Here is an 11525-nt window from a genome sequence, read left to right on the forward strand (position 1 = left end):
ATGCAATCATTTGAGGTTTTGGCAATTATGAATTCCTTTGAAATTAAATCTGCTTGAATATCTGCGGAATGTGGGTTCTAAGGACTGGTAAACGGCTTACATTGAATCGCCTTCACATTTCGCAGATAGTTCAACTCTGGCTCGAAGTTAGTGGGACAGAAGACATAAACATTGTCCTGAGATCGGCTAATGACTAAACGGTAGCTGGGTGGAATTCCCTCGGAACCTTCGATCGCTTCGATTCTGGGAATCACTTGTGGACTGACTTGAGCGAAGGATGGAGAATTGAACGGTAACAGTACGGCGGACAGAATTGTTATTGTGATTGTGATTGCGGTTATGATTGTAGTTGAAAGAATCTTCCGGTTCATTAGAAATCTCCTGCGGTTTGTGGTTGTGTAATGTTCCTATTGATTTTGATGAGTAAAGTTTGCATTGTTTTCACCCCTACGATTTCAACCCAGTTTCCGACGAAATCAAACTAATCCTATTTGCAATGCAACAACCGCTGCCTGCACCCGATGATTGACACCCAACTTATTCAAGATTCCACGGACGTGAGTCTTGACTGTACTCTGACCGAGGTAGAGTATTGTGGCGATTTCAGGATTGCTATGTCCTGCAACCATTAGCTTCAAAACTTCATGCTCTCGATGGGAGAGTTTTGTTGGTGTAATGACATTTGAAGAGGTGAGTTTTGCTGTGTTCATACATCCTTCTTGAGAATCAACGGTTGACGAATTGTTCACGATCTCACCTGATCCTTGGTTAAACATTTGTTGAATTTCATATTTCATGGACAAGAACAGTCCTCTTGCATTCGTTGACATCAGCTTGTCAAAGTCCTCGATCAATTTTTGGTGCAGTAGTTTGTCAGGAGGAAAATCAATTCCTGTATTGTTAATGGCACAATGTTAAAGGCACAATCGAGTTTGCTGTAAGTTGCGATCGTTATTAAAAACTCAAGATTGATTTGCTTGATGACGCTGCTTGATATCTATAATGAGATCGGTTACTTGACGTTGAGCCTCTTCACTCAGCGAGTCAAACTCGTCCAAGAAGAATTGCCGTTCTAGCGTCAACTTCCGGGCATTGAGTAGTCCTTCAATCCGCCAATCTTGATCACGTTTCATCACGACGAATAGCTGCATCGAATCTCGTGACGGTGAAGTTTCGGGTTGTCCGGGCAGCATTACCCTGACAACTCCGTTCATGAGAGCAATTTTAGTATTCAGGAAGTGGACGAAATTCACCTCACCCTCTAGGCGTGTTTCTTTGACAACCGTGTCGAAAGCTTGCTGATTAAATGCAGCGATCGCTTTTCGACCCTTGAGATGGGTTCCCTCGAACGCGATGAAATCGGCAGTTTCGCTGAACGGAGCAGCGAATTCTTCACCGCTGCCTCGATTCCAAGCATCAATCATCTGGTGATGGAAAACACGGATTGCAGACTCGTCAGCAGGACTGGTGAGTTGATTTTGAATTGTTTGTGAATTCATAAGCGCCTCGTTTTGGGATTTCTTATCTAATTGTTTTGGCAGTTTAGGAACACAACAGCACGAAGATGCACTGCTGCGTTCGATCGCTATGAACTTACTGGAGCAGCAAGCGTTGCCGGCTAATTCCGTTTGTTTGATCTGAAGTATAGACAGTACCAATGCTTGATTGCTTTCAGATTCCTACGATGATTGGTCAAATTCTGATCGGTTAGTGCCCTTGTTTCGGGGATAAGCGATTGTCTGTTGTTCATCTCAACCATCAGCTAGTCGCGCCCTGCCGCAATCATCTTTTCTGCCAAGCCGACCGGGTTGGAAAACATCACCTCATGACTACCGGACATTTGCACGAACCGAAATAGTCCCAAGCGACTAGACATTCTGGGATGCCAACCCCAATCGCCTTGAGGAAGGACGTTGTCTTCGGTACAGTAGAGGTAGCTTTTGGGGATGGGCAGCGAGTAAAACTGCTTCAGGTCTAACTTGTCAAGCCACGGTTGATACGGTTCAGGCGATAATTGTGCGTAACTCGATCGAGCCAGTTCGAGGTCAGCGTCGTTGATAAACACTTCTCGCCAAATCTCAAAAGGTAGCATCACCGTATGATCGCCCGATTGTCTCGCTAGCTGATCGGATAACGCTTGAGAGTGCGGTGGGGTGTTATCGTTGAGGCTTTCACCATCATTGAGGACAAAGGCATTGAAGAAGATGAGTCGTCGAATGCGATCGCTGATTGCTTCAGCAACTTTGGCAATAATTGTCCCACCGAAACTATGTCCGACTAGAACGATATCGTTTAAGTCTTTACTCACAATGTAATCGACGATCGATTGCGTGCATTGAGCATGGTTGACGTTTTTGTTCACGCCTTTGCCATGTCCAGCGATCGTGGGCGCAAAAGCATGATGTCCCTTTGCTTCTAGTTGATCAATGACTGCCTGCCAAGCAAAACCATCATGCCAGGAGCCATGAATTAAGACAAAAGTTGACATAGAATCCCTCCTTGTAGATGTGATCTGAAAATCAAGCTCGTCTGTTCTCTCTTGTTCTCTCTTGAAGTTTCTATTCTCAGGCATGATAATTTGTACGACCTCAGAATAGTGGCGCAACAGATGAATCACTAACGCTTGAGACGGAGACAGTATTTTATCTTTTTCAAAATGCTGCCTCCTATTTTACTTGTTGCTTCCGTAGAGAAAACTTCAAGTATTAATGTCCACCTGAGTTCACTAGAGGGGTTGTTGCAAGGAGCTGAAGTTCCCAGGCAAGGGCCACCGCACTAGCACCGCCATGCTCAAGAATAATATCTGATACACCCGCAGATGTTTCTGTGCGTGCCCAGTCACGCTGCCATTCAGCAAGTACAGCCATCCAGTTGATTGGAACTGCACCCGCCTGAACCATACGGCGAACAGCCATGTCATGAGCTTCCGCAGTAACACCGCCCGAAGCATCGGTAACGATGAATACGTCATAACCTTCACCAAGCGCCTGAATTGCTGGCATTGCGAGACAGATCTCGGTCCAAAGCGCAGCAAGTATCAGTTGCTTGCGGCCACTTTTCTTCACTACATCTGTAACGTTTGGCTCTTCCCAGGTATTGATGGAAGTGCGGTTGATCGGTTTTTGATCAGGAAAAACATCCTGTAGTCCCTTAATGATATGACCCCCTCTTTCTTCCATGACATTGGTAAGGATTGTGGGTACGTTGAACACCTTTGCCGATTTGGCAAGACCAATAACATTGTTAATGATCATCGTAGGTTCATGGCTGTTCAAGTTGGTGAACTGATAGGGCTGGTGGTCAATCAGTACCAGGATGCTATCTTCTGGACGAAGCAGTCCTTCTAAGCCGATTTTTGGATTTTCAGACATAGCTATAAGTCTCCATTCAATGTTTACTTTTCAGACACGCTCTAGCGTGTGAGCCTGACTCAACTGATGAATTACAGAGTTTTTTCACAAGCCAAAAATGAAGCAGATCGCTGATTATTCCTGCTGAAGAAAGTCCAGTAACAGGGGATTGACCTGATCAGCGTGAGTCCAGTTGATGGCGTGCGGCCCGCCAGGGATGACAACAAGTTGACTGTTTTTAATCAGCTTTGGAAGTCTTGCTGCGGTGGACTCAAGCGGTAAAATGCGATCGCTATCTCCATGAATAATCAGAGTCGGCACATCAATGCGGGGCAGATCATCGCGGAAATCGGTGAGCCAGGAAGGTACACAATCCAAAGTCCCTTTAGCAGAAGCCCCTGCTGCTACATTCCAACTGGCTTGAATCGCTTCATTGCTGATGCGATCGCCAAGCAATACATCAACATTGAAGAACTCTTTGAAAAAGGCAGAGAAATAAGCTGGACGATCGTCAATAATCGCTTTCATAATGCCATCGAAAACGCTTTGATCAACACCCTCTGGATTGTCGTCTGTCTTTAACAGAAACGGTGGAACGGGAGCCATCAGCACGGCTTTCTGCACCCGCTCTGAGCCGTATTTGCCAAGATAACGTGTGACTTCACCTGTTCCCATTGAGAAACCGACCAGCACGGTATTTTGCAAGTCAAGCTTGGTCATGAGTGTATTCAAATCGGCGGCGAAGGTATCGTAGTCATAGCCAGATGAGGGCTGACTGGAGTTGCCAAATCCTCGGCGATCGTAGGTAATTACTCGATATCCTGCATTCAGTAAAACTAAAACCTGCTTCTCCCAGGAATGTCCGTTCAATGGAAATCCATGAATCAGAACAATTGGTTGTCCTGTCCCAAGATCTTCGTAGTAGAGATCGATGGTTGCAGAGTTTTCTTGACCAACGGTAATGTAGGGCATGAGAGGTTTCTCCGTTGTAAATTGATGATGTGTTTTTGTCTGTTGCATCACAATTGTGATGCAGCGATCGAGCACCGTCTTAACAATGCTGTGTTAAGCAGACTTCAAGATGGGGCAAAAATCCATTGCGTATCATCGCTTCAGAACGACAAGAATCCTTCATTGTTGCCTGAGCGCGATCGCTGCATTTGCCACCTCTAAGATGGCTTTAATTCTGCTTCGGTAGCTAGCGCGGCACGCACACCAGCATCGAGATTCATGCGGTCTACAAATCGTGACAGGTTCTCAAAGCCTTGTAGTCCGACCTGAGTGTTGATCGCCCAACGCAGAATGACGAACAGGTAGGGAGCGGCAATCGATCGTTCGCCAATGAGCCAGTTTCGTCCGTCGAGATAACCGAGGATAGCGACGTTTTCAGTGAGTGAAAAGTGATCGTACTTGCCTCTACTTCGTTATCGACAACCAACTCCCCTTGCTATAATGCGTTCCCACAGCAGCTCAAAAACCGCTTCAACACCATCACTCAAGACTGGCGGCGTCACGAGCGTTAGTCGGCTCTCATTAAGAGTAAAGGTGCGAACTAACGTTGTACCAACGCGATTAGGAATTGATGCAATTTTGATCTGGTGAGTTACTGTGTTGCCACTCAACGTATAAGTTCCAGCGTAAGCATTGAATGTTGTAAATGCTTGAGCAAGCTCTTCCACGGGTAAAGATTGCATCTGGGGAGTTAGCGGTGATCTGACCTCCTGACTCAGCGGTGAGCGATCGCTCCTAGAAAACATCACCATCATGTGACCATCTGATGTGTAAGTGATGTAGCCAACCGGATTAGTTCCATACACGTCTGGAGTCACCGTTCCATCAGCGTAAATGGCAGTTGCAGAAATTAACTTCCAAATGCCAATTAGCAGATTGTTCTGGATTGATGGTGTAGACATAATGTGCAACCATTGCTTGATGATTCTCCGCTAGAGAGTAGCGGGTTTCAACACAAAATCAAACTCAGTCGTGTAAAACGGTTTACTTTGATTGTGTGCCTTGAGTTCGTCTAGTGCTTCGTGCTTTTGCAATTGAACGATCGCCGATCGCACGGCAAAGGTTGTATCTGAATCCAGGTGAGGATCGCCAGCAATAAAAGTTTGTGTTGTCAGTGGAGTGTACTCCGGAGCATTGAGTTTGAAATGGATGTGAGCCCCGCGCCAAGGATGCCGTCCCAAGAGTCGCAGCACCTCGCCACATGGACCACTGCTTGGCACTTTGTAACCTAGTGGCACCACGGTTTCAAACCTATACGTTCCACTCTTGTTCGTTTTGAAACGTCCCCGAAAGTTCCCCAACGGCTGAGATGGATCTTGGATGTCATATAATCCTTTGGAGTTGGGTTGCCAAACATCAATCAGAGCATTGGCGATCGGTTGACCGTTCAAATCTAAAACCCTGCCTGACAGGAAAAGCGTGTCGCCTTCTGGATCAATACCCAAGCGATCGCCCATCTGCCGTTCTGGTGCATTCGGCACATACAAGGGTCCTTCTAAATTGCTTTCTGTACCGCGATGAGCATCGTTCAGCAATTCTACCAACTCTGAAATTCCCAGTAGATCCGTCAACAGATGGATCTCTCCAGAGGGAATCTCCTGAGTGTGATGACTTGCCTGGTTGAGAAAATTACGTCCCTGCTGCAATTCTGATTCAGTCAGCTTCACCTCACGCACAAAGTCATGCAAATATCTAACCAAGCTCGTGTAAATTTCATACAGTCGCGGGTGAGATTTGCCGCGATCGCCATGATTAATGACGGCTTCAGTGATAGTGTCAAGTGTGATGTTCTGCACGATCAAACTCCTTTTTAGTTACGTGATTAATGATGGTTGTTTTACGGCGACCATCTTGACTTATAGTCTGTGTCCTAACCTAATTGGCTACAGCTATAGTCTGGTGACTTGATGCTTTCAAGACTCATCCTGACGATTTCGTGCGGCATACCAATCCATTCAAGAACGATGAGATCAGCCACCGAACAGGCACCGGGCATATGATAGAGTTTCATGGAATGTCCCTTATCGCGAAGAATGTGTTTTTGCTTCCTATCTGCTGTTTTCATAGTCTGAGTGTAATGACTCCTAATGCTCGGTTTCTTTCAGATTCTTAGGATGTTTTGTCAGATTCTTGTGCAATCACCTTCAAGACGCAGCGTGGAACCGAGCGTTCTGTCGAGGAACGCGCGGATCAACGTTGCTACCTCTTCTGCATGAGTCTCCAGCGCGAAATGTCCGGCGTCGAGCAGGTGAATCTTTGCATCTGGGAGATCTTGCTGATAGGCGGCAGCACCAGCGGGCAGAAACGCCGGATCATGACGACCCCAGACGGCGAGAAGCGGCGGACGGTGCTCGCGAAAGTAGGACTGGAAGGCTGGATAGAGCGCGACGTTACTGCGGTAGTCGAGGATCAGATCGAGCTGGATCTCCTCCGCGTCTGGCCGCCCCATGTAGGCGATGTCGAGTTCGTAGCCGTCGGGCGACAGAAGGGTTGGATCGGCTCCGGTACCATACTGCCAGTTCCGGATTGTGTCCGGCGCGAGCGAGGGTCGGCAGGCTTCCCGGTTCGCTGCGCTCGGTTCACGCCAATAGGTTTCCCACGGCCCCCATTCGTCACTGAAACCCTCGAGGTAGGCGTTGCCGTTCTGCGAGACGATCGCAGATATCCGTTCAGGATGGCGCATCGCCAAACGCAAACCTACTGGCGCACCGTAATCGAAGATGTAGAGTACGTATTGATCGAGCGACAAAGCATCGGTGAAACCCTCGATTACGTCAGCAAGGCGGTCGAACCTGTAGTCGAATGCCCCGCGTGGCGGTGCCTTGGTCTGTCCGAAACCAGGCAGATCCGGCGCGACGAGCCGAAAATGATCGGCGAGCAAAGGGATCAGGTCGCGGAACATGTGGCTAGCGGTCGGAAAGCCATGCAACAGCAGTATTACCGGCGCATCGCTTGCCCCCGCTTCGCGGTAGAACACTTCGACATCACCAACCTGTCGAAACCCATAGCGTATTTTCATCTTTTTTCCTTTGATTGCGCGTGTAAAAGTTTTGATCTGCTTCGGACTAAACTTCGACGCTCAGATTTGGAATCCGCCGGACACATCCACTACATTGCCGCTGATGTAGCCAGCGTCTGAACCTGCGAGGAAGCAAACGGTCGCCGCTACCTCCTCTAAGGTTGCGATCCGGCGGATGGCGTGAAGATCCACGATCGCTTCCGCTGCTTTCGGTAATTTGTCGGCTGCGGCTGTTGCCATGTCCGTCGGCATGATACCTGGCTGCACACAGTGATGTTGCGTGGGTCAAGATCCCGCTGGACACCTTTCGCATACCCTACGATCGCCGCTCCTAAACCGCGAGAACCACCCGTTACCAGTGCAACTTTGCCTGCAAGTGTTGTCGTCATGATGGACTCATTTAGATGTATTACTGCTCAATCAAACACTGCGTAATATCGAGATGCCCTTGAGAAACCAACGGCACGGAGAGTGATCGAGCGGATGATGCAGGTCGATCGCCACTTGGTCGCAACATTTCGCACTGTCGTTCGACTACTGCGCTAAATACCCACCATCTATCATCAACGTTTCACCTGTTGTGAACGATGCCAGATCAGATGATAAAAACAGAACTGCATTTGCAACTTCAACCGGTGTTCCAACTCGTCCGATCGGGTGAAGTCCTGCCAAGTAAGCTTTGGCTTCATCTGTAGCGGCTTCAAATATATCTGTTTTGATTGACCCTGGTGCAACGACATTGATGCGAACACCCGCTTTGGCATATTGGAGTGCAGCAGCTTTTGTTAAACCTACTACCGCATGTTTACTTGCGGTGTAGAGGAGTATGTTAGGAAGTGCAACGACTCCAACCGCAGATGCCATATTGACGATTGAACCACTTCCCTGTTTCAACATCTGAGCAATTTCATATTTCATCGACAACCAAACGCCTTTGACGTTGACGCTCATCGTGCGGTCATATTCAGCTTCTGTTTGCTCAATCAATGAGGGATTTTCGCCGACCGTTCCTGCATTATTAAAGGCAATATCCAACCGACCAAAAACGCTAACCGCTTTATCAACCATTGCTTTAACATCAGCTTCTTTCGTGACATCTGCTTGCACAAAAACAGCCTCTCCGCCAACTTCCTGAATCAATCGAACCGTTTCTTCACCTTCATCAATTCGACGACCAACCACCGCTACCTTTGCTTGTTGTTGGGCATAAGCGATCGCGGTTGCACGACCAATTCCCGAAGTTCCGCCAGTGACTAACGCCACTTTATCTTGCAGTATCATCTTATTTCTCCTGTTCCAATCAATATTGACCTGCAGCACACAATCAAACTCCGATCCGTTTAGCAATTACCAACCTCGTAAGGCTGGTTTAATCTTCTGTAAATTTCAGCACGATCTTGCCCCGTGTTCCTCCCTGCTCTATACGTTGATGTGCCAGAACAACCTGATCCCAAGAAAATACTGAATCAATCACTGGGCGAAGCTGATGACGCTCGATGAGTTTTGTCAAAGCCTCTAATTTTGCTCGGTACTGAGGTGAAAAAACAAAATGAATCGTCAGATTCTTACCCCATGCTTCAAGAAGCGATTGCGGTATTGCAACGTCTACAATGCTTGCAAGCCTACCAAAGGGACGAATGATTTCTAGACTACGCTGAATTGTTTCTCCGCCGATCGTATCTAGAACTAAATCCACACCCAGTCCATTTGTTTCTTGACGAATGACTTCTACGTAATCTTCATTTTTGTAATCAATCACCCGATCTGCGCCCAGTTCTGTCACGAAATCTCGGTTTCTAGCACTACACGTCGCAAAAACGTATGCCCCTATTGCTTTGGCGAGTTGAACTGCGATCGAACCCACTCCACCCGCACCCGCATGGATGAGAACTGTTTCACCAACTTGTAGATTGCCCCTAGTCACTAGACAATCCCAAGCAGTTCCGCCTGCAAGCGGAAAAGAAGCTGCTTCAATGTGCGATAGATTTGCAGGCTTCAATGCAACAATCGCTTCATCAGCCACATGATACTGAGCGTAGCTACCGAATTCTCCAAAAATTTGCGGCGAGTAGTACACGCTGTCTCCTACCTTGAAATCAGTCACAGCTTCGCCAATTGCCTCAATCACTCCTGAGACATCGACTCCAAGGATGGCGGGTAATTGAACCAGTTCCTTGTAATCACCACGACGAGTTTGGTAATCGATCGGGTTAATCGAGGTTGCACAAACTCTGACTAACACCTGATTCGCCTTCAGCGTTGGTATGGGAACCGTTTGAATCTCAAACTTCTCAGCATCACCAAACGCAGTTAATACGGCTGCTTTCATAGATTCCATCTGTGCCAAATCTCCTTGATTTAGAATAAACAGTGACGGGATTTCGATACCACTCAGCGGAGGTAACTCCTTAACTTCGCAATAGCCCGTTGCCACTTGTGCAAAACTCACGGAACAATTGCAGTCACGCGGATTTCAATCCGCATCGTTGGAAGTCCAAGAGCCGCGACTCCTACCTGTGTCCAAATTGGGGCATGGTTGGGCATGTAATGGCGATATAGCCTGACCATCACCTCGTTAACCTCTGGGGGAAACCCTCCAACATGGTAAGAATTGATGTGGACAACATGCTCCCAACCCGCACCGGCAGTTGCCAAGGTTCGCTCTACGTTCCGAAACGCCTGAGCAATTTCGTCTGCGAGCGATTCGGGAATTTGCAGATCGTCATCCCAGCCACCTTGTCCTGATGTCTCCACGCGATTGCCAATTTTTACCGCTTGCGAGTAATGCAATTTATTCAGCATATATTCGCCATAACCGGGGGTGACAAAAAACTTTGGTTTATTCATGGTGTTCCTCTGTTCAGTAACGATTGTCGATAAGCGAAGTGAAATCGTAGTAAAAGCGAAAAAATTCACGGTTTTACAGCAATTCTTGATTATCACTCGGCGGACTTTCTGCTTTGCAAGAATACATCCTGACTTTTGCAGATTATTTACGCCGCGCTGCTGGTTTCATCCTTGACCTCGGTTTTGATAACGAAAGCCCTTAACTCGACAATATTATCGCCGCGAAAGCGCCAGACATCGCAGTACGAGTAATGAGTCGCTTTCCCGTCTTCGTCCTTCATTGTGATGTCGCCGAGTGCCGTGACGAAATCACCTTCAGCGATTAAGTTAGCAACCATAAACTTTGGCGGCTCTACGTATGTCGTTGCCATCCATTGGCGAACGGCTTCCTTTCCTTTAAGGGTCTTGTCACCTACAAACGTCCATTCCATGTCGTCGGCGCAGAACGACAAGAATCCTTCATGGTTGCCTTCAGCGATCGCCGCATTTGCCTCTTCTAAGATTGCTTTATTTTTCTCTGACATCTGAATCTCTCCTCTGTTCAATTGGATGCTTTAAGCGATAACTTCGTTAAGCTTTCCTTCGGAACGCTACGCGAACGCTAACGCGGTTGCTCTGCCAATTCCCGATGTTCCTCCAGTAACTAAAGCTACTTTATCTTGCAGTATCATCCTGTTTCTCCTGTTCAATCAATATTGACCTTCAACACACAATCAAAATCCGATCCGTTTAGCAATTACCAACCTCGTAAGGCTGGTTTAATCTTCTGTAAATTTCAGCACGATCTTGCCCCGTGTTCCTCCCTGCTCTAGACGCTGATGTGCCAGAACAACCTGATCCCAAGAAAATACTGAATCAATCACTGGGCGAAGCTGATGACGCTCGATGAGTTTTGTCAAAGCCTCTAATTTTGCTCGGTACTGAGGTGAAAAAACAAAATGAATCGTCAGATTCTTACCCCATGCTTTAAGAAGCGATTGCGGTATTGCAACGTCTACAATGCTTGCAAGCCTACCAAAGGGACGAATGATTTCTAGACTACGCTGAATTGTTTCTTTGCCGATCGTATCTAGAACTAAATCCACACCCAGTCCATTTGTTTCCTGACGAATGACTTCTACGTAATCTTCATTTTTGTAATCAATCACCCGATCTGCACCCAGTTCTGTCACGAAATCTCGGTTTCTAGAACTACACGTCGCAAAAACGTATGCCCCTATCGCTTTGGCGAGTTGAACTGCGATCGAACCCACTCCACCCGCACCCGCATGGATGAGAACTGTTTCACCAACTTGTAG

Annotated in this window: 15 protein-coding genes and 1 pseudogene; all 16 read right to left on the reverse strand. The window is 47.4% G+C overall.

Features of this window, described 5'->3' with window-relative positions; genetic code table 11:
• Positions 1-77: 77 nt before the first annotated feature.
• Positions 78-371 (reverse strand): hypothetical protein, encoded by a 294-nt coding sequence (locus tag QUB44_RS28990; RefSeq protein ID WP_333372945.1) that lies wholly within the window; start codon positions 369-371, stop codon positions 78-80.
• Positions 372-476: 105 nt separating this feature from the next.
• On the reverse strand, positions 477-710 hold the full coding sequence (locus QUB44_RS28995) for a helix-turn-helix domain-containing protein (RefSeq protein WP_445299937.1): 234 nt from the start codon (positions 708-710) through the stop codon (positions 477-479).
• Between the two features lie 21 nt (positions 711-731).
• Positions 732-905, reverse strand: a pseudogene (locus QUB44_RS31310) (SDR family NAD(P)-dependent oxidoreductase); the annotation flags it as partial.
• A 57-nt stretch (positions 906-962) separates the two neighbouring features.
• Complete coding sequence (locus QUB44_RS29000; protein ID WP_333372948.1) at positions 963-1499, reverse strand: SgcJ/EcaC family oxidoreductase; 537 nt, start codon at positions 1497-1499, stop codon at positions 963-965.
• A gap of 263 nt (positions 1500-1762) precedes the next feature.
• Positions 1763-2488 (reverse strand): alpha/beta hydrolase, encoded by a 726-nt coding sequence (locus QUB44_RS29005; RefSeq protein WP_333372952.1) that lies wholly within the window; start codon positions 2486-2488, stop codon positions 1763-1765.
• Between the two features lie 217 nt (positions 2489-2705).
• Complete coding sequence (locus tag QUB44_RS29010; RefSeq protein WP_333372954.1) at positions 2706-3371, reverse strand: hydrolase; 666 nt, start codon at positions 3369-3371, stop codon at positions 2706-2708.
• 114 nt (positions 3372-3485) lie between these two features.
• Entirely contained in the window at positions 3486-4322 is an 837-nt protein-coding gene (locus QUB44_RS29015) for an alpha/beta hydrolase (protein ID WP_333372957.1), read from the reverse strand.
• Between the two features lie 452 nt (positions 4323-4774).
• Complete coding sequence (locus tag QUB44_RS29020) at positions 4775-5263, reverse strand: lipocalin-like domain-containing protein (protein WP_333372960.1); 489 nt, start codon at positions 5261-5263, stop codon at positions 4775-4777.
• Between the two features lie 30 nt (positions 5264-5293).
• Positions 5294-6157, reverse strand: a complete 864-nt coding sequence (locus QUB44_RS29025; protein ID WP_333372962.1) for a dioxygenase family protein — start codon at positions 6155-6157, stop codon at positions 5294-5296.
• Between the two features lie 326 nt (positions 6158-6483).
• Positions 6484-7380, reverse strand: a complete 897-nt coding sequence (locus tag QUB44_RS29030; protein WP_333372964.1) for an alpha/beta hydrolase — start codon at positions 7378-7380, stop codon at positions 6484-6486.
• A gap of 60 nt (positions 7381-7440) precedes the next feature.
• Positions 7441-7647: an SDR family oxidoreductase gene (locus tag QUB44_RS29035; RefSeq protein WP_333372967.1), complete on the reverse strand. Its 207-nt coding sequence runs from the start codon at positions 7645-7647 to the stop codon at positions 7441-7443.
• A gap of 267 nt (positions 7648-7914) precedes the next feature.
• Positions 7915-8661: an SDR family oxidoreductase gene (locus tag QUB44_RS29040; protein WP_333372970.1), complete on the reverse strand. Its 747-nt coding sequence runs from the start codon at positions 8659-8661 to the stop codon at positions 7915-7917.
• 88 nt (positions 8662-8749) lie between these two features.
• On the reverse strand, positions 8750-9829 hold the full coding sequence (locus QUB44_RS29045) for a zinc-dependent alcohol dehydrogenase family protein (protein ID WP_333372973.1): 1080 nt from the start codon (positions 9827-9829) through the stop codon (positions 8750-8752).
• Complete coding sequence (locus QUB44_RS29050; protein WP_333372976.1) at positions 9826-10227, reverse strand: RidA family protein; 402 nt, start codon at positions 10225-10227, stop codon at positions 9826-9828. Before QUB44_RS29050 ends, QUB44_RS29045 begins: the two co-directional genes overlap by 4 nt.
• A gap of 146 nt (positions 10228-10373) precedes the next feature.
• Positions 10374-10751, reverse strand: a complete 378-nt coding sequence (locus tag QUB44_RS29055; RefSeq protein ID WP_333372978.1) for a nuclear transport factor 2 family protein — start codon at positions 10749-10751, stop codon at positions 10374-10376.
• 234 nt (positions 10752-10985) lie between these two features.
• On the reverse strand, positions 10986-11525 hold a 540-nt coding region (locus tag QUB44_RS29060; protein ID WP_333372981.1), incomplete at its 5' end, for a zinc-binding dehydrogenase.

The sequence above is a fragment of the Microcoleus sp. AT3-D2 genome, assembly GCF_036705715.1.
In the GTDB taxonomy this organism is placed as follows: domain Bacteria; phylum Cyanobacteriota; class Cyanobacteriia; order Cyanobacteriales; family Microcoleaceae; genus Microcoleus.

Bases quoted from the DNA above. Each gene is read 5' to 3' on its own strand.
- QUB44_RS28990 (WP_333372945.1), bottom strand. From the start codon at position 371: ATGAACCGGAAGATTCTTTCAACTACAATCATAACCGCAATCACAATC.
- QUB44_RS28995 (WP_445299937.1), bottom strand. From the start codon at position 710: ATGAACACAGCAAAACTCACCTCTTCAAATGTCATTACACCAACAAAA.
- QUB44_RS29000 (WP_333372948.1), bottom strand. From the start codon at position 1,499: ATGAATTCACAAACAATTCAAAATCAACTCACCAGTCCTGCTGACGAG.
- QUB44_RS29005 (WP_333372952.1), bottom strand. From the start codon at position 2,488: ATGTCAACTTTTGTCTTAATTCATGGCTCCTGGCATGATGGTTTTGCT.
- QUB44_RS29010 (WP_333372954.1), bottom strand. From the start codon at position 3,371: ATGTCTGAAAATCCAAAAATCGGCTTAGAAGGACTGCTTCGTCCAGAA.
- QUB44_RS29015 (WP_333372957.1), bottom strand. From the start codon at position 4,322: ATGCCCTACATTACCGTTGGTCAAGAAAACTCTGCAACCATCGATCTC.
- QUB44_RS29020 (WP_333372960.1), bottom strand. From the start codon at position 5,263: ATGTCTACACCATCAATCCAGAACAATCTGCTAATTGGCATTTGGAAG.
- QUB44_RS29030 (WP_333372964.1), bottom strand. From the start codon at position 7,380: ATGAAAATACGCTATGGGTTTCGACAGGTTGGTGATGTCGAAGTGTTC.
- QUB44_RS29040 (WP_333372970.1), bottom strand. From the start codon at position 8,661: ATGATACTGCAAGATAAAGTGGCGTTAGTCACTGGCGGAACTTCGGGA.
- QUB44_RS29050 (WP_333372976.1), bottom strand. From the start codon at position 10,227: ATGAATAAACCAAAGTTTTTTGTCACCCCCGGTTATGGCGAATATATG.
- QUB44_RS29055 (WP_333372978.1), bottom strand. From the start codon at position 10,751: ATGTCAGAGAAAAATAAAGCAATCTTAGAAGAGGCAAATGCGGCGATC.